Consider the following 18,327-nt stretch of genomic DNA (forward strand, 5'->3'; position numbering starts at 1 on the left):
CAAAGCCGTTAACATGCCAAGAAAGAAAACAGGGCTGTCCAAGGTAGTAACCCGCAAACGCCCCACGCAGGAACGATCGCGGGATACCGTGGACAAACTGCTGAACGTCACCGAACAGCTGCTCGAGGATCCGGGCCTCGATCGGCTGACAACCGTACTCATCGCCAAGAAAGCAGGCTTGTCGGTCGGAACTCTGTACGAGTATTTTCCCAACAAGCAGTCGGTGCTGTTCGCTCTGGCCAGCCGGTGGATCGACAAAATGGAAAATCTGATGGCTGATAACGATGTCAGCCAGCGGGAGTACTCATCGTGGGCAGAGTGGTACGAGAGTTACGCCCGATCGATGCTCGAACTGTATCAGCAGGACAAGGGCCTTGTGCGCTACTACGATATGCTGGTTTCGGTTCTCGAACTCAGGGAACTCGACCTCAAGCTCGACGCCATGGTCGAGCAGTATCTGACCCGGAGTTTGCGGCATTTCTTTCCGGATCTTCTGCCCGAAGACGTGGAGATCATGAACCGGATGATCATTACCAACATGCACAACGTGCTTCGTTGGGCGGTGAACATGCCCGAGCCTCAGCGATCGAGAATGCTGGGAAACCTGCATTTTCTGATTCAGTCACTGATTCTGAAAAACGCCTGCTGACAAAAAAAACGCCGGCCGGGTTTCCCCGGCCGGCGGTTCATCAGCCTCGATCATCGGGCGAGTCCTTCGCCGTCAGTTTCGTTTCGCCTTACTGCACCGGTGTCATCCGGGCGGTGAAGGCGGTCACGTAGATTTCCGAACGGCCCTCGAAGCCCGAATCGGTTCCGCAGAACAGCCACAGGCGGCCATCGGCATCGGTGCGTGCGGTGAAATCAGTGTCCGCGGTCGTTGCCGTCTTGAGCTGCCATTCGCCCTCGCCGGAACAGTCCGTCTGGCGGTTGGCCATGTTGCCGGCAACCACGGCATTGGCACCACCGCTGGCCTGATTGCCCTTGTCGATGTTCAGCTCCAGGTTGCCGCTGACATCCAGGCTCATGGGCTCCTCGTCCGCAGCGCCGAGCTTGACGTATACCGATTCGCCGGGCGATCCGCCGATGCCCGCGCAACCCTGTTGCACGTTGGTGGCGTATTCCACGTCCATTTCGACGTGGTATTCGGTATCGGCCTGCAAGCCGCCCACCGATGTCTTCAGGAACATCGCGAGATCATCCGACACGTTGGTGCCGGCCATGAACCAGCCGTCGAGGTGCGCCAGTGGCGCCGGAAGGCTGGTCCATTCGGCTTCCGCTTCGATCAGCGCGCCGACCGTGTAATCGGCGAAAAGGGCCGTCCACTGGCCCGGTCCCGCGTCCATGCTGAAATGCACGGTGGATTCGAAGTCTTCGTCCCGGCCGCAAGCGTGGCCGTCAATGGCGGTCAGGCGAACCAGGGCCATCGAACCCGCCGAAAATCCGGCCATGACCGGTGTCCAGCTCATCTGGCCGTTCTCGCAGTCCTGGAAGGTCAGGGTCATTTCGCCCCAGACTTCGGTCTGGACCATGGCCGGGTCGAACGCTGGCGGAAATGCGCCACCGCTGAACATTTCCAGCGTGACATGAATACTGTCACCGTCGATGTCGCCGGTGCCGAACAGCCACAGCAGGTTTCCGTCGGCATCGTAGACATACCAGGCCACGACGGCGCGGTGCTCGTCGATCACTTCGATCTGCACGCCGTGTCCGCTTTGATCAGGGCCGTACCAGTTGCCGCTCACGGCTCCGCGCACGCTGAATTCCTGGGCGTGGGCTGTTGTGAATGAGCACGTGAGCAACAGGGCGAGCAGTATGAGCAACGCCTTAGCGCGGTGATGCAGGGCATGCTTGTCCGGCTTGACCGGGTTGCGCATATTTCGGTTCGGGTCTTTCAACATTCTTCCTCCCATCCGCCGCAATCGCGACGATTATTGTTGGATGCGGAAGAATGGGAGCAATGTCCGTGCCAGTTCGTAAGCCCCTGTCCGGGCGGCAATTTCCCGTGTGCCGGTCGAAAATTGATGGGAAAAATTACCTGCGATTGCAGAATTTGCACCCGGCCGGTCGCCGGCACCATGCGGATCTGAGGGTTTTCGGCGCGGGTTTCCCGGCGCAGTGGACGATACCGGTTGCGTTCTGTCAGTTTGCGTTCCGGGCATCGCCGCAAAATCTTCGGTACAGCACCGGCAGCACGAACAAAGTCAGCAAGGTGGACGACAGGATGCCGCCAACGACGACCGTGGCCAGCGGCCTCTGAACTTCCGAACCGATCCCGACATTGAGCGCCATCGGCAAAAATCCGAGACTGGCGACGAGCGCGGTCATCAGTACCGGCCTCAAGCGGCCGACGGCACCGTCCATGACCGCCGTTTGCAGTGCGTTACCCCGGCGTTGAAGTTCCTGCATGAACGACAGCATGACCACGCCGTTCAGCACCGCAACGCCCGACAGCGCGATAAAGCCGACTCCGGCGGAAATCGACAGGGGCATGCCGCGCAGCGCGAGGGCGGCGACACCGCCGGTCAGTGCCAGCGGCACGCCGGAAAACACGATCAGCGATGCACGAGCCGACCCGAAGGCCGTGAACAGCAGGCCAAAGATGATCAACAGGGTCAACGGAACGATGACCGCGAGTCGTTTGCCGGCCGACAGGAGCTGCTCGAAGGTGCCGCCGTAATCCACCCAGTACCCGGGTGGCATGTCGATGCGGTTGCGCACCGCATCCTGGACTTCGCTGACGAAAGAGCCCAGGTCGCGTCCGCGAACGTTGGCCGTGACGAATACCCGGCGCTTGCCGTTCTCGCGGCTGATCTGATTCGGGCCGGTGTCCAGGACCACGGTGGCCACTTCACCCAGCGGCAGGGTTTCCGGTGGCAGAGTGACCGGGTCGAGGGCGTCGGCGTCGCCGGTGACCCGGTCCTGACGCGGCGGCAGGGCGATCGGCAGCCGGTGCAGGGCCTCGATGTCGGTGCGCAGGTCGCCCGGCCAGCGCACCACCAGGTCGAAACGCCGGTCGCCCTCGAACACGGTGCCGGCGAGGCCGCCGCCGATGGCGATGCGCAAGGCGTCCTGCACGTCGCCTACATCCAGCCCGTAACGGGCCAGCCGGGCACGGTCCGGCCGCACTTCCAGCATCGGCAGACCGTCCACCTGTTCGGTGCGGACATCGGCGGCTCCGGGCACCGCGCTGATCAGCGTTTCGAGGCGCCCGGCGAGGCGGGCCAGTACGGCGAGATCGTCGCCGTAGATCTTGACGGCCAGGTCGGTGCGCACGCCGGAGATGAGTTCGTTGAAGCGCATTTCGATCGGTTGGGTGAATTCGTAATTGTTGCCCGGTACGGCGCGGGCCAGGGCTTCGAGTTCCTCGAGCAGTTCGGATTTCGGCTTGCGCGGGTCCGGCCACTCCGTGCGGGGTTTGAGGATCAGGAAAGTGTCGGCGATATTCGGCGGCATCGGGTCGTTGGCGGTCTCGGGCGTGCCGATTTTGCTGAACACGTGCGAGATTTCCGGCACCTCCCTGATTGCCGCCTCGACCTGAAGTTGCATGTCGACCGACTGGCTGAGACTGGTGCCCGGAATGCGCAGGGCCTGCATCGTCACGTCGCCCTCGTCGAGCTGGGGCACGAACTCGGCACCCAGGCGCGTGGCCTGGACGGATGCGATCAGGACCAGTACTGCCGCGGCGGCTATGACCGGGCCCGGATACCGCAACGCGATGGCGAGGCCGCGCCGGTAGCCGTTCAGGGCACGCGACATGATGGGGTTGCGTGCGGCCTCCGTCGGCCGTTTCACGAACAGGGCGACAGCGGCAGGCACAGCTGTCAGCGACAGAACCAGGGCCGCGAGCAAGGCCATCATCACGGTGATGGCCATCGGATGAAACATCCGGCCTTCCACACCTTCGAGGGCGAGAATCGGCAGATAGACGATGAGGATGATAGTGACGCCGAACACGCTGGGCCGCAGCACCTCGCGGGTGGCCTCGAACACGGTGCGCAGGCGGTCACCGAGATCGAGGGTGCCGCTGCGGCTGGCCAGTGCCAGTCGAGCCAGGCAATTTTCCACGATGATCACCGCGCCATCGACGATCAGGCCAAAATCCAGTGCGCCCAGGCTCATCAGGTTGGCCGACACGCCGGCCTGCACCATGCCGGTGATCGTGATCAGCATGGACAACGGAATCACCGACGCGGTGATCAGGGCTCCGCGCCAGTTGCCGAGCAGCACAAACAGCACGACGATGACCAGCAGGGCCCCCTCGAGCAGATTGGTGCGGACGGTGGCGATGGTTTTGTCGACCAGGGTCGTGCGGTCATACATCGCGTCGAGCGCCACGCCGGGTGGAAGCGAGGCGCGGATATCCTCCAGGCGCTGTCCCGCTGCGGCAGCCACTTCGCGGCTGTTCTCGCCGATCAGCATGAAGACGATGCCGAGCACCACTTCGGAGCCGTCACGGGTGGCCGCACCGGAGCGCAGCGCAGAGCCCGTGGTCACCTCGGCGACTTCGTTGATGCGGATGGGCACGCCATTGCGTTGGGCGACCACGATATCGCCGATTTCCTCGATGGTGCTCACCTGCCCGGGCGAGCGCACCAGCCACTGGGCGCCGTTGTTTTCGATGTAGCCGGCCCCGGTGTTGTCGTTGTTGCGGGCCAGCGCACGCATCAGGTCGCGCAGGGTCAGGTCATGGGCCAGCAGGCGCTGGGGGTCGGGTTGTACGTGGTACTGCTTGAGGTAGCCGCCGAGCGTGTCGACCTCCACCACGCCCGGCGTGGTGCGCAACTGGGGGCGCACGATCCAGTCCTGCACCGTGCGCAGGAACATCGGGCTGACGTTGGCGCCGGGCAGGGCGGAGACCGTGTACATGAAAATCTCGCCCAGGCCGGTGGCGATGGGACCCAGCTCCGGCTGCAGGCCTTCGGGCAGGCGCGAGCGCACACCGGCCAGCCGTTCCGCCACTCTCTGTCGGGCGAAATAGATATCGGTGTCATCTTCGAACACCACGGTGATCTGCGACAGGCCGTAACGTGACATCGAGCGCGTGTATTCCATGCGCGGCAGGCCGGCCAGCGCGGTCTCCAGCGGAAAGGTAATACGCTGTTCGGTCTCCAGTGGCGTGTAGCCCGGCGCGTCGGTATTGATCTGAACCTGTACGTTGGTGATGTCGGGGACGGCGTCGATGTTCAGGTGCGAGAAGTTGTACACGCCCAGAGCGGCGGCTCCGGTGGCCAGGGCGAGCATCAGCCAGCGGTGACGGATCGAAAAGCGCAGAATGGATTCGAGCAACATGGGAAATTGGCTCAGTGCACGTGCGCGGCGCTGGCTTTCTCCAGGTCCGCCTTGATTACGTAACTGCCTTCGACGACGTATTCCTCGCCGGCCTCGAGACCCGAGACAACCTCAACCCGCCCGGGGTCTTCGCGGCCTGGTTCCAGGTTGCGCGCCTCGAAGGACTCACCCTCGCGAACGAAAACCACGGGCCGGTCCTCCATGGTCTGTATCGCGCGGCGGTCGATGGCCAGCGGTACATCGAAACGGTCGACCACCACGTCTGCGGTGACGAACTGACCCGGCCGCAATCGCTCCTCCGGGTTGGCCGCGATGACCCGGGCGCGAATGCTCTGGCTGCCGTGCGCGACCAGCGGTGAAAGCCAGTCGATCTCACCCTCCAGCCGGTAGCCGTCGATGGTTTCGATGTTGACGACCTGGCCTTCTTCGACCCGTGCGAGGTCGCGCCCGAACACATCGAGCTGAATCCAGACCTCGGTGGTATCGACGATCCGAAACAGCGGTGCATCGCCGACCACCTGGCCGACCTGCACGTCGCGAGACACCACCAGGCCACCGATCGGTGCCCGCACCTCGAATCGTTGCAGGCTGTCGTTGCTTTCGACCACGGCCAGGGTGTCGCCGGCCGCGACGCGGTCGCCGATGCGCGCCGCCACCGTATGCACCAGCCCGGTGTAGCGCGGCCGGACTTCGGCCAGTCGGTTCGGGTCGGCCTGCACCGTGCCGGTCAGCGCGACGGTGCGGGTCAGCGTTGCCGGGCCGGCGGTTTCGACCCGGATTCCGGCACGCCGGGCGGATTCCGCCCGGATACGCGTCACTCGCGCGCCGTGTTCATCTTCGTGTCCATCACCATGTCCCTTATCATGCGGGTCTTCATCCGCGTGGCTGCTTTCGGCATGGGAATCCCCGCTCGATGATTCGTGATGTTCGTCCGTTGCGCCACGTGGTTCGGTGGCCATCAGCCCCACCGCGACAATGATGCCCGCGAGCAATACGGGCACGGTCAGCCACCAGCCTCTCAACCATGGGTTCACGGTTGTTCTCCCTGTACGGTATAGGTCAGTTGTTCGAGTTCGGTCATCAGCCGATGAAACGCGGCGGCCGTGGCGATGGCCTGGGCGCGCGCTTCACTGAGCCGCCGCTGTGCGTCGGCCACGGTGAGAAAGGAATGGCGCCCGGCTTCGAAACCCAGGCGGTAGGCTTCCACCGCCGCCCGTGCCTCGGGTATGACGGACTCCTGGTAGATCTGCAGTTCGTTGCGGCGGGCTTCGAGTTCCGCCAGCAGGCGCATGGCCACGCCATTCACTTCGCGCAGTCGCGCTGTCTGCGCCAGGTGCGACGCCGTCGTGCGCTGCTCGGCGGCGCGCACCGCAGGTTCGGCCCGCGATGCGGTTCCGAGCGGCAGGCTGAATTCGAGCACGAAGCCGGCATCGTCGGTTTCACCAAAGTAACGCAGCCCGGCCGAGGCCGAGATGTCCGGGGTTTGGGTGGCGCGGGCGAGGGCGGACTCCGCGCTGGCCACGGCCGTTGCCGCGACCTGGCGCAACACATCGGGATTGCGTTGCAGTGACTGGCGCACGGCGGTCGCGTCCGGCACTGTCGGCAGGGCGAACAGGTCGCCTTCCAGCGTGTCGATTTCCGGACCTTCTCCACCCCAGAGCGCGGCCAATCCGGCCCATGCGGCCGCTCGAGCGCCTTCCTGATGCGCCAGGCTTGCCCGCGCCCGGCCCAGTTCGGCCCGAGCGCTGTATTCCTCCGCGGCCGGGGAGCGGGCGGCTGCGACTCGGTGTTCCACCTGGCGCAGCAGGTGGGTGGCCAGTTCAAGCTGTTCTCCGGCCAGCGCCAGTCGGTCATGGGCCGCGATTGCGGCGGTGAACCGGCGAACGGTTTCCGCAGCCAGTTCAAGCCGTCGCAGGCGCATTTCCAGCGCCGCGTAATCCACCCGCGCCTGACCCGCCGCCTGGCGCAGGTCGCGCTTGCCGCCGCGCTCGATCAGCCGCGAGAGGCGCAGTGTCAACTCGCCGTCATCGAGACCGGACCCGCCACCGGGTGCGGGCGCCGATTCGTATTCCACGCCGGCCGACCAGTGCGTCGGCAGTGCCCGGTGGTCGCGGTCGGCGGCCAGGGCGTCGGTCTCGGCTTGCCGGCTCTGCAGGTCGGGATGGGAGGTCAGGGCGCGCTCGAGCGCATCTTCCAGAGTCAGTGTGGCGGCCAGGGCGGACCAGGGTGCCGTCAGTGCAAAGCAGACAATGAGGAATCTCAACATGAGCCGGCTTGCTCCGAAGGGGGCGCCCGGAAATCCCGCCAGGCTTCGGACAGGACCTGCCGTGCGGATAACAGGAAGAGCAGCGCGATGGCCACACCCACGACGATGTCGGGCCAGCGTGTTTGTGTGAGCATGACCAGCGCGGCGGCCACAATGACGCCGAGGTTGGCGACGAGATCATTGCGCGAGCACAACCATGTCGAACGCATGTTCAGGTCATCCGCTCGGTGACGGTACAGCAGACCGAAACACACTGAGTTCGCCACCAGCGCGGCGCTGGCGACGAGGCCCATCCATCCCGCCCAAGGGAGGGTACCCGACAGGCTCGCGTGAACCGCCTTGACGAGTACGAGCAGTCCCAGTGCCATCATTGCGATGCCCTTGAGCAGCGCGATGCCCGCCCGGGTGCGGACGGAGCCGTGGAGTGCGACCAGGGTGACGGCGTAGATGGACGCATCGCCCAGCATGTCGAGCGAATCTCCCAGCAACGCCGTCGAGTGCGCCAGCCAGCCGCTGACGAATTCAGCCACGAACATCACCGCGTTGATCAGCAGTACCGCCCAGAGAACGCGGCGGTGTCGCTCGCGCAAGGCGTTGAGTTCGGTTGGCGCGTGATGGCAGCAATGATCCATGAATTCATGGTTCGCCCGCAGCGGGTATTGCCGTTATGATCAACCCTATAGTGGCTATAGGGTCAAACGCGGCACGGCCGCACGAACATCATGAAAACCTCACGACACACCATTGGACAACTGGCGCGCGCCACCGGCACCAAGGCCGTTACTATCCGCTACTACGAAAAGGAGGGGCTGCTGCCGGCCCCGGCGCGCACGCCCGGTGGTTACCGGTTGTTCAGCGACGCCGACCGCGACCGGCTGTTGTTCATCCGCCGCAGCCGGCGGCTGGGTTTTTCGCTGGAGGACATCCGCAGCCTGCTGACCCTGGCCGATCGCAGCGATGCGTCGTGCGAAGAAGTGGATGCCAAGGTCGCCGAGCAACTCGAAGCGGTGCGTGGTCGAATTCGCCGCCTGCGTGCGCTGGAATCCGAACTGGAGCAACTCGGCGCGTCGTGCCAGGGTGGTGGCGTCATCGGTTGCTGCCGGATCATCGAATCGCTGTCGGGGCCGGGCAGGGCGACGTTGTGAAGGATCGCGTTGCGGTGAGTGTGAACAGGGCTTGAACGGTTACCCCGCCGCTCAGGCCGTCACCATCCTGCGGTGGGATGAGAGCGATTCTTCCCCGGAAATAAGTCCATCCGGGTTTGCCCGGGATACTGCGAATTGAGAGAATGAACCGATGGCTGGCAATGGGTGCGAGGAGTTTCGAAGGCGATGAGAATTCTGCCTGAGTTGATTGAGAACAACCGCCGCTGGGCGCAGGATATGGTCGAGCGGGACGCCGGCTATTTTGCGCGGCTCGCTGACCATCAAAAGCCCCAATTTCTCTGGATCGGTTGTTCCGACAGCCGGGTCCCCGCCAATCAGATTGTCGGTCTCGAACCCGGCGAAGTCTTCGTGCATCGCAACATCGCCAACGTGGTCGTGCACAGCGACTTCAATTGCCTGAGTGTCCTCGAGTTCGCTGTCGACGTACTGAAAGTGAAGCACGTGATCGTTTGCGGGCATTACGGCTGCGGCGGGGTCAAGGCAGCGGGAGAAAACAACCACCTCGGATTGATCGACAACTGGCTGAGGCATATCCGCGATGTGAGGCAAAAGCACGACGCGATCCTGTCCGCAATCGCCGATGAGAGTGCCCGCGCGGACCGGTTGTGTGAACTCAACGTGATCGAGCAGGTACGCAACGTGTGTCACACAACGGTCGTGCAAGAGGCCTGGGAGCGGGGCCAGGAATTGTCGGTGCACGGATGGATCTACGCCGTCCAGGACGGTCTGATCCGGGACCTCGGTGTTACAACGACCAATCCAGCCGAAATCGACGAAGCCTATCGGGTCGTAACCAGCAAAGACTCGTAGCCTGGCGAGGACATGTGCTGGCCAGGGGCGGAATCGAACCCGGATCGGCGGTTTGCCGCTGATCTATGGGATGGACGAAACCCGATCCGAAGTGCTGAAGCAGAGGCCGCTCGCACGGCTAGCGAGTGGTGATCCCCCCGTGGTCATCGTTTTGGTGGGGTGGAAGCCCACCAAAATGGTGGCCAGGGGCGGAATCGAACCACCGACACGCGGATTTTCAATCCGCTGCTCTACCAACTGAGCTACCTGGCCACGCGGGGTGAGGCCGGGTATTAAACCCGCTGGGGCGCGCCAAGTCAACAAATCCCAGGGTTGGCCGGCTGCGCCCCGAGGGCGGGTCTTCCGCTTTGGTTTTCGGGTGCGGTTTCGGATGGATTGCGCCGTGGGAGACCTGTTTGGGCCTTAGGGATTTCATATGATAGTATTACAGTAAATAAATAGTATATGAGTGGATAATGCGAGGTCAGGCGGTTTCAGCGGAAACGTCCGATATACGAATCGCCCCCGCCTTGCGGGCGGTGTTCAATATCCTGCAGGCCTGGGCGATTCCGGTTAAGGACTGGGGGCGCCTGCTCGGCGTGTCGCAGCCGACGGTGCATCGGTGGAAAGCCGATCCCGATGCGGCGGAGCGCTCTCATTCGGCTGATCTGCTGGAGCGGCTTTCATACATTCTGGGGATCTACAAGGCATTGCAGATTCTGCTGCCCGATGCGCGGGCCGCGGACAGCTGGATTCGCCGCCCCAATGCGGCGCCACTGTTTGGCGGCGCGACTCCGCTGCAGCGGATTCTGGGCGGGCATGTCGCGGACCTTTACGAGGTCCGGCGCTGGCTCGACGGTCAGCGCGGCACGGCCTGATGACCAGGGCTGCCGCCCGGCGGTTCTACGAGCCCCCATTGGCGAGCATCGACTGGAAGCGCTCGGTGCGTGTGGTGCCGAGCCGATTCCCTCCGGTCGGCGTGTTCGATCGGGTCGCGGATCCGGCCGATCTGGATGACGTTTTCGCGGTCGAGGCGCTGACCAACGACCGTCTGCGAGACGAAGCCGGCGATATCCGGCTGGTTCCGCTCGGCGAGCGAGTCAGCGGCCCCGGCACCACGCCCATCATGGCGGCGTTTACACACCCGAACCGCGAAGGCAGCCGTTTTTCGGACGGCAGTTTCGGTGTTTATTACGCCGCCAATGACCTGGATACCGCGCTGGCGGAAAGCCGCTACCACCGGGAGCGCTTTCTGGCTTACTCGTCCGAGGCGCCCATGCGTATTGGCATGCGCGCCTACTACGCTCGCATTCGCGCGGAACTGCACGATCTGCGCGGGCTGGGTGCGGTGCACGGCTGGAAGTCGCGGGCGGAAGACGTGTTCGACCCGGATCCGGAGCGCTATGGCGCCGGCCAGTCCCTGGCCCGTGAACTGCGTTCACGCGGTAGTGGGGGGCTGGTTTATCCCAGTGTGCGGCGGCCCGGTGGCAGCTGCGTTGGAATTTTTCGTCCGAAACTGGTTGCACCCGTCACCCAGGGACCCCACTTTGATTTCGTCTGGGATGGTCACACCGTCACCGATGTGCTGAAAGTGCAGCGCTATTCCGGCTTGTAATGCAAGTGTAACCTTTGCGTTACCGCAATAATTACGTTAGCATAGATCAAATGAATTTCTGCACACGCGAGCCCCGGCCCGCACGGGCCATGCTCCGGGCCGCCCAATCCGATCCGGCGCTGCCGGCCATCGTTGTCGACGAGGCATTCACGAGGTCCTGACATCGGCTCGCGTATAACGCTTTAAAGTCCACGAACCTGATTGATATCCGCACCGAATTACCCTTTCAACCCTGCATCTGAATACTGCATCAGCAAGGAGAGCCATCATGAGCTTTGAACTACCCGGATTACCCTACAAGCTGGACGCGCTCGAGCCGCACGTTTCCGCGCGTACTTTCGAATTTCACTGGGGCAAGCATCACCGCGCCTACGTGGACAAACTGAATGCGGCCGTCGAAGGCACGGACTACGCCGGCGCCTCCCTGGAAGACGTGATCAGGCGTTCGGCCCAGGCCGGTGACTCGGGTGTGTTCAATAACGCGGCCCAGGCCTGGAACCATGACTTCCTGTGGAAAAGCATGGCACCGGACGGCGGCGGCGAACCGTCGGGCGCGCTGCTCGAGCGGATCAATGGCAGCTTCGGTGATGTCGATACCTTCCGCAAGCGCTTCAAGGAAGCCGCGGTCGGGCAGTTCGGCAGTGGCTGGGCCTGGCTGGTACAGGAAAAAGACGGCTCACTGGCGATTGTCACCACGGCCAATGCGGAGACGCCGCTGACCGGCGAAGCACAGCCGCTGCTGACCCTGGACGTGTGGGAGCATGCCTACTACCTGGATTACCAGAACGATCGCGGCGGTTATGTCGATACCTTCCTCGACCACCTGGTCAACTGGGAATTCGCGGGCGGCAACCTCAAGTAAGCCCGCTGTCCGCCCGGTGATGATCCTTCGTCCCGGGCGGACTGGAACGATCCGGTTCACCCGTGCCCGGCACGGCTGATGTCTTTTCCGGATCACGCCCGCGGGGGCACGCGCCCCCGCGGGAATCATTCTTCGCCTCCTTCGCACCCTGCCGTTTATGGGGCGGGAGGCTTGAAGTCATTTAATTGCGCGATCGCAATTGTTGCAGCTATCATGAATATTCACGTCCGGAGGGAGCACAGTTGAAGCACCCCGCAGGCGACGAAGACGGTTCGGATGACGGCCGTGCCCGCACGGGTGCCGCCCGGCCGCGGCTCGAGCAACTCGACCGTGCGCTGCGCTTCGCGCGGGCCCGACTGAACCCCGACATCAGCGCCCAGCGGCTGCTGATCCTGATCAACGTCTACTTCAATGAGGGCATGAGCCAGCGCGAATTGCTGGAACAGCTCGATTCCACATCGATCACGGCCCTGTCCCGCAACCTGGCGGACCTGTCGGCCTTCACCACGCGCAAGACCACGGGGCCGGGGCTGCTGGAACTGCGCACCGATCCGATGAACCTGCGTATCAAGCGGGTGCATCTGACCCCCAGGGGCCGCAAGCTGATCCGCGACTGGGTGGCGGCGATCGAACAGTAACCGCCCCCGCGGACGCAGGAGCGGTTAGCGGGTGAGGCGAGCCTCGAGCACGCGTTCGCCACACCGGCACAGGTTTCACATCAGGCCGAGTACCAGCCCGTAAAGGGTGAACTGGATGGCGTGGTACCCGCCGTTGATCAGCCACAACCGCACCGGCTTGAGTTCGAACAGGTAGTTCACGCCGAAGGAGCCGGCCACCCAGAAAATGCCTGCCGCCGCGCCTGCGCCTACGCCGAAGGCCACGGACGGGTCGGGCCCCAGGAACATCGAAAAGACGATCGCGCCCAGGAAGCACAGCAAGAACGCGCCGCCGAAGATTTTACCCTTGCTGGCTGCATTGAGCTGTTCGTCCGACAGGCCGGTGTCTTGCTGCCAGGCTTTGGCGAACAGGGCGGGGGAGTACCACAGGCCGCCGAGAACGAAGGCGGAGACGGCGGCGACTAGGGATGCGATCCAGTCTACGGGGGGCATGGTTTTTGTCCTCCTTTCGTGTGGGTTCGCTGTTTACTTTAGTTCCAGGGGCGGGGCGCGTCTTGTAGAAATGTTGCAGGATGGATTCCGGGTTCGCCTGGCGGCGCCCCGGAATGACGGCGTGGTGGAGCGGATCGGCGCCCCGGAATGACGGCGTGGTGGAGCGGATCGGCGCCCCGGAATGACGGCGTGGTGGAGCGGATCGGTGGCCTGGAATGACGGCGTGGTGGAGCGGATCGGTGGCGCGGAATGACGGGGTGGTGGAGTGGATCGGTGGCCCGGAATGACGGCGTGGTGGAGCGGATCGGTGGCCCGGAATGACGGCGTGGTGGAGTGGATCGGTGGCCCGGAATGACGAGGTGATGAAGTGGGTCGGTGCGTGAAATGACGGCGTGGTGAGGAAGCTGGCAGGTCTCAGTAATGGATTGCTGCGGGAGATCGGAGTTGGGAGTTGAGGGTTACCGGCCGATCAGGTCGGTGGGTTCTCGATGGTCGCGCCACCACCGGGGGCGGCGCGTTTGAGGTATTCCCCCGGCGTCGTGCCACAGAAATCACGGAAGTCGTGATTCAGGTGGGCCTGGTCGTGATAGCCGAATTCAGCGGCCAGCATGGCCCAGTCTTCGGGTTGCCGGTTGCCGAGCCGGGCCATCAGTGACGAGATGCGAACCACCCGGGAATAGGTCTTGGGCGTGAGGCCGACCTGTTCGTTGAACCTGCGGCTGAGCGTGGCGCGGCTGGTACCCAGCTCGCGGCACAGGGACTCGATGCGCTGCATGCCGATGCTGTGGTGCAGCCGCTCCACGGCATGGATGACGCCCGGATCGGGCCTGGCGCGCGAGTCCAGCCGGCGGCGAAAGTGGTCTTCCAGCAGATCGAATCGGGCGAAAGGATTGGGTAACTCGTGCAGCCGTGCGGTGAGTTCGTGGATGGAGTCGCCCCAGATGTCGTCCAGCAGCGGAACCCGGCAGCTAACGTCCTTCATCGGCTGACGCAGCAGCCGCCAGGCGCCCCAGGGCCGCAGTCGGACCGCCACGAAATGGGAGCCCTCGTGGGTCTCGATCAGCATGTGGCGGCGCTGCAGGCCGGACAGCCAGCCGCCGGTGTGGTTGGAGCCGAGCGGTTTGCCGTCCAGTTCCAGAACGCTGTGCCGCCCCTGGAGGTTGAACATCAATTCGATGTTGGTGCGCGGAAGGATTTTCTCCTTCAGCGGCGGGATGTCGCCCCAGCCTTCCCAGTAGCATTCGATGGCGTCGGCCAGGTCGGGCGCGGGCCGGGCTTCGATCTGGTTCCAAAGCCCCTGTGGCGTTTCAAACGACAGGTCGCGGCAGGCGCGCGAAAAGGTCTGGCCGGGCGTCCGAAACCGGAACAGTCTGCCCGCCAGATGCATGAGCGCGTACTCAATCCTCGGGCGGTACGTAGCCGGCCGGTTTCTCGGCGCCGCCGCCGAAGAAGTACTTTTCCATTTCCCGCTCCAGGTAGGCGCGGTGGTCCGGGTTCAGGGGCGAGAGGCGGTTTTCGTTGATCAGCATGGTCTGCAGTTCCAGCCATTGCTGCCAGCCTTTTTGTGAAATGTTCTCGAAAATACGCTTGCCGAGCTCGCCCGGCCAGGGCTGAAAGGCCAGGCCGTCCAGTTCCTCGTCGAGCAGTTGGCAGTGCACTGTGCGCGTCATGCATTCACTCCGTGGGTCATTCGGTTCCGGCGGTCCTGGTGTCCGCCCGTTGCAGGGCGATTTCCCGCAGCAGGTCCGCCACCGGGCGCGGCAGCCCCGGTTGATCGGGCCCGCCGGTGGCGAAACCGGCCAGCGGGAACCAGTCCTGTTGCGCCGAACATTTTACCTGTCCCGGCTGGCCGGTGTGGGCAAGGACGGGATGAAGGGACAATTTGCGATGGCTGAGGCGATGCTCCCGGGGCGCGAGCAGGTTGTCCTCGTCGATCCGGATGCCCAGCGTGTCGGTGAATCCTTCGCTCGTATCCGCCTCCGGCAGCGACCACAACCCACCCCAGATGCCGGCCGGCGGCCGGCGCTCGAGCAGCACGTGCCCGGCCCGGTCCAGCAGCACCAGCAGGTAAATCGTACGTTCTCTCACCCGCGTCGCGGGCTTCGGAGCGGGCAGGCGGTTGACGGCATTCGCGGCGAGGGCCCGGCAGTCGCCGTTGACCGGGCAGTCGCCACAGGCCGGGCGGGAGCGTGTGCACACGATGGCGCCCAGGTCCATCACGGCCTGGGTGTAATCCGCGCCGCGACGGTTGGGCAGGCGTTTTTCAGCTTCGGCCCAGAGAGTTTTCTGGGCGGCGGTGGATCCGGTCCATTCCTCGACACAGGCGTGACGCGCCAGCACGCGGCGCACGTTGCCGTCGAGTACGGCGGCCGGTACATCCTGCGATTGCGAGACGATGGCGTTGGCGGTGCTGGCGCCGATGCCGGGCAATTCCTGCAATTGCTCCGGAGTCGTTGGAAGCTCACCACCGAATTGAGCCATGCAGTTCACTGCCGCCTTGTGCAGGTTGCGGGCGCGTGCGTAATAGCCCAGGCCCGACCAGTGGGACAGCACATCGTCCAGCGCAGCGCCGGCCAGATCGGGCAGGGCGGGGAAGCGCTCCATCCAGCGTTCGAAGTAAGGGATAACTGTCGCCACCTGGGTCTGCTGCAGCATGATCTCGGAAACCCAGACCCGGTAGGGCGTGCGCGGGTGCTGCCAGGGCAGGTCGTGGCGGCCGTGACGTTCCCACCAGGCCAGCAGCCGCGACGCGAATGGCTCGCGGCATCCGGCGGTGTGGCGTGCCTGGCGGGAACTCATGGAAGCGCCGGCGATGAAATCATCAGTCGATCGGCAGAATGGCGTTGACGAAAGCGCCCGCGTCGAACGGGCGCAGATCCTTGGCGGCTTCACCGACGCCGATGAATCGAATCGGCAGTTTCAGGTCCGAGGCGATGGCGAACAGCACGCCGCCCCGGGCGGTGCCGTCGAGCTTGGTCACGGTGACGCCGGTCAGCCCGATGGCCTCATTGAACTGCCGGGCCTGGTTCAGAGCGTTCTGGCCGGTGTTGGCGTCGACCACCAGCATCACCTCGTGGGGTGCCGCTTCGTCCTGCCTGCGGATCACCCGGTGAATCTTCTTCAATTCTTCCATCAGGTTCGACTGCGTGTGCAGGCGGCCGGCGGTGTCGGCAATCAGCACATCGATACCGCGTGCACGGGCGGCCGAAATGGCATCGAAGATCACCGCCGCCGAGTCGGCACCCGTGCCCTGGGCGATCACCGGCACCTCGTTGCGCTCGCCCCAGGATTTCAACTGCTCCACCGCCGCTGCACGAAAGGTGTCGCCAGCGGCCAGCATGACCTGGAGTCCGTCTTCCTTGTAACGCTGGGCCAGCTTGCCGATGGTGGTTGTCTTGCCGGCCCCGTTCACCCCCACCATCAGGATGACGAACGGCTTCTTCGACTCGTCGACCACCAGAAACTCCTCGCAGGGCTCGATGAGTTCGAACAGTTCGGCCTGCACGGCGGGCAGCAGTCCGGCGGGGTCCGTGATGACGCCGTTGGCAACCGCCGTGCGCAGGTTCTCGACAATGTCGATGGCGGTCTGCGCGCCGATGTCGGAAGTGATCAGGGTGTCCTCGATCTCCTCCAGCAGGGCCTGGTCGATTTCGGTGCGCCCGGAGAACAGGCCACGCAGGCGGTTGCCGAGTTGACGGCGGGTGTCCTCCAGCCGCTGGTCCAGCGCTTCTTCGCCGGCCTTTTCCGCCGGACGAAGCTGAACGCCTTCCACGGCGCCGGGAGTTTTCCTGTTTTTGCGGAAGATACGGAACATGAGAGCGAGATCGTCTGAAGCCGGGACGGTATGCTAGCAGGTGGGGTCGATGCGCGGGCATCAAAAGTCACCGGAGCGAAGCGGAAATGGGGCAGTGAGCCGGAAACAGTCGAAGGCGCGGGGCCGGAGCGGCAAGTCCGGCATGGTGCGGATCATCGGTGGAAGCTGGCGCGGCCGCAGACTGCCGGTCGCCGACGTTCCCGGGCTGCGGCCGTCGGGAGACCGCAGCCGCGAGACCCTGTTCAACTGGCTGCAGGCGGAACTGCCCGGCGCGCGAGTGGCCGACCTGTTTGCCGGTACCGGCGTGCTGGGCTTCGAGGCGGTCTCACGGGGCGCCGCGGGCGCCGTGTTGATTGAGCAGGACCGGGACGCTGTCCGCGTTCTGAGTGGAAGTGTTGCGGCGCTCGATGCGCAGTCGCGGGTCGAGGTCAGCGAGGGAGACGCCCTGGCCTGGCTAAAGAACCGGGCAGCCGGGTCGCTCGACATCGTGTTCGCGGATCCGCCCTTCGGCGCCGGATTGGCGAGACCCGTGCTGGAAGCCCTGCGGACTTGCCCGGCCTTGCGAACGGGTGGCCTCGTCTACCTGGAGACCGCCCGTGATGCGGGCCTGCAGGGCTTGCCCCGGGGCTGGGAGGTGGTGCGGGAGAAGGTGCTGGGTGAGGTGCGAATGCAGTTGCTGCAAAAAATCTGAAATTTTCTGTAAGTCTTTTCGGGTCGCCCGGGTCACATCATCGCAGGTTGCGAAACCTGTCAGAAGACTCCTCAGTCCCTGCTGACGGGCGGCCTTCGGGTCGCCCGTTTTTTTTATTCCGCGCGGCATCCTTCCCGGACTCCGGCCGTGCGCATGCGGACGGTAAAAACACCGGGGCACATCAGCTAGAATGTGGGTTTTACCCGCACCGGGCTTCATTTCATGATTTCGCACAAATCCGCGGTTTATCCGGGCACTTTCGACCCCATCACCAAGGGGCACACCGATCTTGTAACGCGCGCCGCACGGGTTTTCGAGCGCGTGGTGGTCGCCATCGCCGAGAGTCCTCACAAGGCTCCCATGTTCGCGCTTGACGAGCGCATCGCGCTGGCGCGCGAGGAACTCAGTGATGTCGGAAACGTGGAGGTGGTCGGATTCAGCAACCTGCTGGTGGAATTCGTGCAGCAATGCGGAGCCGGGGTCATCGTGCGCGGGCTGCGGGCGGTGTCGGATTTCGAGTACGAATTTCAGTTGGCCAGCATGAACCGGCATCTCGCGCCCGAGGTCGAAACCCTGTTCATGACGCCGGACGAACGCTATGGCTTCATCTCCTCGTCGCTGGTCAAGGAAATCGCACGCCTGAACGGCGATGTGTCCGAGTTCGTCGGTGCCCGGGTCAGGCAGGCCCTCGGTCAGCGCTTCGGCGAAATGAGCTGAGACCGGCGC

The 18,327-nt window shown here is 64.2% G+C and carries 19 protein-coding genes and 1 tRNA gene; 9 read left to right on the forward strand and 11 right to left on the reverse strand.

Features of this window, described 5'->3' with window-relative positions:
• Positions 1-88: 88 nt before the first annotated feature.
• Entirely contained in the window at positions 89-649 is a 561-nt protein-coding gene (locus V3330_RS06220; RefSeq protein WP_354694528.1) for a TetR/AcrR family transcriptional regulator, read from the forward strand.
• Positions 650-737: 88 nt separating this feature from the next.
• On the opposite strand, the gene V3330_RS06225 is transcribed toward V3330_RS06220, so the two are convergent.
• The 5 genes from V3330_RS06225 to V3330_RS06245 all read right to left on the reverse strand — a co-directional run bounded on the left by V3330_RS06225 (position 738) and on the right by V3330_RS06245 (position 8,187).
• Positions 738-1,898 (reverse strand): hypothetical protein, encoded by a 1,161-nt coding sequence (locus tag V3330_RS06225; RefSeq protein WP_354694529.1) that lies wholly within the window; start codon positions 1,896-1,898, stop codon positions 738-740.
• Between the two features lie 241 nt (positions 1,899-2,139).
• Positions 2,140-5,289 (reverse strand): efflux RND transporter permease subunit, encoded by a 3,150-nt coding sequence (locus V3330_RS06230; protein WP_435791483.1) that lies wholly within the window; start codon positions 5,287-5,289, stop codon positions 2,140-2,142.
• A gap of 11 nt (positions 5,290-5,300) precedes the next feature.
• Positions 5,301-6,323: an efflux RND transporter periplasmic adaptor subunit gene (locus V3330_RS06235; protein ID WP_354694530.1), complete on the reverse strand. Its 1,023-nt coding sequence runs from the start codon at positions 6,321-6,323 to the stop codon at positions 5,301-5,303.
• On the reverse strand, positions 6,320-7,555 hold the full coding sequence (locus V3330_RS06240; RefSeq protein ID WP_354694531.1) for a TolC family protein: 1,236 nt from the start codon (positions 7,553-7,555) through the stop codon (positions 6,320-6,322). Before V3330_RS06240 ends, V3330_RS06235 begins: the two co-directional genes overlap by 4 nt.
• Positions 7,549-8,187 carry a cation efflux transmembrane domain-containing protein gene (locus V3330_RS06245; RefSeq protein WP_354694532.1) on the reverse strand — a complete coding sequence of 213 codons (639 nt, stop codon included), beginning with the start codon at positions 8,185-8,187 and terminating at the stop codon, positions 7,549-7,551. The genes V3330_RS06240 and V3330_RS06245 overlap by 7 nt, the downstream gene beginning before the upstream one ends.
• 90 nt (positions 8,188-8,277) lie before the next feature.
• Here V3330_RS06245 and V3330_RS06250 point away from each other — a divergent pair, with 90 nt between their 5' ends.
• Together V3330_RS06250 and can are read left to right on the forward strand one after the other, a co-directional pair.
• Positions 8,278-8,700 carry a MerR family transcriptional regulator gene (locus V3330_RS06250; protein WP_354694533.1) on the forward strand — a complete coding sequence of 141 codons (423 nt, stop codon included), beginning with the start codon at positions 8,278-8,280 and terminating at the stop codon, positions 8,698-8,700.
• Between the two features lie 186 nt (positions 8,701-8,886).
• A complete protein-coding gene (can, locus tag V3330_RS06255; protein WP_354694534.1) occupies positions 8,887-9,531 on the forward strand; it encodes a carbonate dehydratase in 645 nt (214 codons plus the stop codon).
• A gap of 176 nt (positions 9,532-9,707) precedes the next feature.
• Here the strand turns inward: can and V3330_RS06260 are convergent.
• Positions 9,708-9,783, reverse strand: a tRNA-Phe gene (locus tag V3330_RS06260).
• A 203-nt stretch (positions 9,784-9,986) separates the two neighbouring features.
• On the opposite strand from V3330_RS06260, the gene V3330_RS06265 reads away from it, so the two are divergent.
• From V3330_RS06265 to V3330_RS06280, 4 genes are all read left to right on the forward strand, one after another.
• The gene (locus V3330_RS06265) at positions 9,987-10,388 is read left to right on the forward strand and encodes an antitoxin Xre/MbcA/ParS toxin-binding domain-containing protein (protein ID WP_354694535.1); all 402 of its coding nucleotides are present in this window, start codon (positions 9,987-9,989) and stop codon (positions 10,386-10,388) included.
• Entirely contained in the window at positions 10,388-11,125 is a 738-nt protein-coding gene (locus tag V3330_RS06270) for an RES family NAD+ phosphorylase (protein WP_354694536.1), read from the forward strand. The genes V3330_RS06265 and V3330_RS06270 overlap by 1 nt, the downstream gene beginning before the upstream one ends.
• Before the next feature lie 268 nt (positions 11,126-11,393).
• Complete coding sequence (locus V3330_RS06275) at positions 11,394-11,987, forward strand: superoxide dismutase (RefSeq protein WP_354694537.1); 594 nt, start codon at positions 11,394-11,396, stop codon at positions 11,985-11,987.
• Between the two features lie 242 nt (positions 11,988-12,229).
• Positions 12,230-12,625, forward strand: a complete 396-nt coding sequence (locus V3330_RS06280; RefSeq protein ID WP_354694538.1) for a hypothetical protein — start codon at positions 12,230-12,232, stop codon at positions 12,623-12,625.
• 75 nt (positions 12,626-12,700) lie between these two features.
• Here V3330_RS06280 and V3330_RS06285 read toward each other — a convergent pair whose 3' ends face one another.
• The 5 genes from V3330_RS06285 to ftsY all read right to left on the reverse strand — a co-directional run bounded on the left by V3330_RS06285 (position 12,701) and on the right by ftsY (position 16,910).
• Positions 12,701-13,096, reverse strand: a complete 396-nt coding sequence (locus V3330_RS06285; protein WP_354694539.1) for a DUF1761 domain-containing protein — start codon at positions 13,094-13,096, stop codon at positions 12,701-12,703.
• Positions 13,097-13,565: 469 nt separating this feature from the next.
• Positions 13,566-14,483: a helix-turn-helix domain-containing protein gene (locus V3330_RS06290; protein WP_354694540.1), complete on the reverse strand. Its 918-nt coding sequence runs from the start codon at positions 14,481-14,483 to the stop codon at positions 13,566-13,568.
• Between the two features lie 10 nt (positions 14,484-14,493).
• Entirely contained in the window at positions 14,494-14,766 is a 273-nt protein-coding gene (locus tag V3330_RS06295) for an oxidative damage protection protein (protein WP_354694541.1), read from the reverse strand.
• 16 nt (positions 14,767-14,782) lie between these two features.
• Entirely contained in the window at positions 14,783-15,895 is a 1,113-nt protein-coding gene (mutY, locus tag V3330_RS06300; RefSeq protein WP_354694542.1) for an A/G-specific adenine glycosylase, read from the reverse strand.
• Positions 15,896-15,917: 22 nt separating this feature from the next.
• Positions 15,918-16,910, reverse strand: a complete 993-nt coding sequence (gene ftsY, locus V3330_RS06305; protein ID WP_354694543.1) for a signal recognition particle-docking protein FtsY — start codon at positions 16,908-16,910, stop codon at positions 15,918-15,920.
• Between the two features lie 94 nt (positions 16,911-17,004).
• On the opposite strand from ftsY, the gene rsmD reads away from it, so the two are divergent.
• Positions 17,005-17,601: a 16S rRNA (guanine(966)-N(2))-methyltransferase RsmD gene (rsmD, locus tag V3330_RS06310; protein ID WP_354694544.1), complete on the forward strand. Its 597-nt coding sequence runs from the start codon at positions 17,005-17,007 to the stop codon at positions 17,599-17,601.
• Between the two features lie 225 nt (positions 17,602-17,826).
• Positions 17,827-18,318 (forward strand): pantetheine-phosphate adenylyltransferase, encoded by a 492-nt coding sequence (gene coaD / locus V3330_RS06315; protein ID WP_354694632.1) that lies wholly within the window; start codon positions 17,827-17,829, stop codon positions 18,316-18,318.
• Positions 18,319-18,327 lie beyond the last annotated feature (9 nt).

It is taken from the genome of Elongatibacter sediminis (assembly GCF_037892215.1).
Classification (GTDB): Bacteria; Pseudomonadota; Gammaproteobacteria; order Xanthomonadales; family SZUA-36; genus Elongatibacter; species Elongatibacter sediminis.

Coding starts and splice junctions, on each gene's coding strand:
- V3330_RS06225 (WP_354694529.1), bottom strand. CDS start 1,898: ATGTTGAAAGACCCGAACCGAAATATGCGCAACCCGGTCAAGCCGGAC.
- V3330_RS06230 (WP_435791483.1), bottom strand. CDS start 5,289: ATGTTGCTCGAATCCATTCTGCGCTTTTCGATCCGTCACCGCTGGCTG.
- V3330_RS06240 (WP_354694531.1), bottom strand. CDS start 7,555: ATGTTGAGATTCCTCATTGTCTGCTTTGCACTGACGGCACCCTGGTCC.
- V3330_RS06245 (WP_354694532.1), bottom strand. CDS start 8,187: ATGGATCATTGCTGCCATCACGCGCCAACCGAACTCAACGCCTTGCGC.
- V3330_RS06250 (WP_354694533.1), top strand. CDS start 8,278: ATGAAAACCTCACGACACACCATTGGACAACTGGCGCGCGCCACCGGC.
- can (WP_354694534.1), top strand. CDS start 8,887: ATGAGAATTCTGCCTGAGTTGATTGAGAACAACCGCCGCTGGGCGCAG.
- V3330_RS06265 (WP_354694535.1), top strand. CDS start 9,987: ATGCGAGGTCAGGCGGTTTCAGCGGAAACGTCCGATATACGAATCGCC.
- V3330_RS06270 (WP_354694536.1), top strand. CDS start 10,388: ATGACCAGGGCTGCCGCCCGGCGGTTCTACGAGCCCCCATTGGCGAGC.
- V3330_RS06275 (WP_354694537.1), top strand. CDS start 11,394: ATGAGCTTTGAACTACCCGGATTACCCTACAAGCTGGACGCGCTCGAG.
- V3330_RS06285 (WP_354694539.1), bottom strand. CDS start 13,096: ATGCCCCCCGTAGACTGGATCGCATCCCTAGTCGCCGCCGTCTCCGCC.
- V3330_RS06290 (WP_354694540.1), bottom strand. CDS start 14,483: ATGCATCTGGCGGGCAGACTGTTCCGGTTTCGGACGCCCGGCCAGACC.
- V3330_RS06295 (WP_354694541.1), bottom strand. CDS start 14,766: ATGACGCGCACAGTGCACTGCCAACTGCTCGACGAGGAACTGGACGGC.
- mutY (WP_354694542.1), bottom strand. CDS start 15,895: ATGAGTTCCCGCCAGGCACGCCACACCGCCGGATGCCGCGAGCCATTC.
- ftsY (WP_354694543.1), bottom strand. CDS start 16,910: ATGTTCCGTATCTTCCGCAAAAACAGGAAAACTCCCGGCGCCGTGGAA.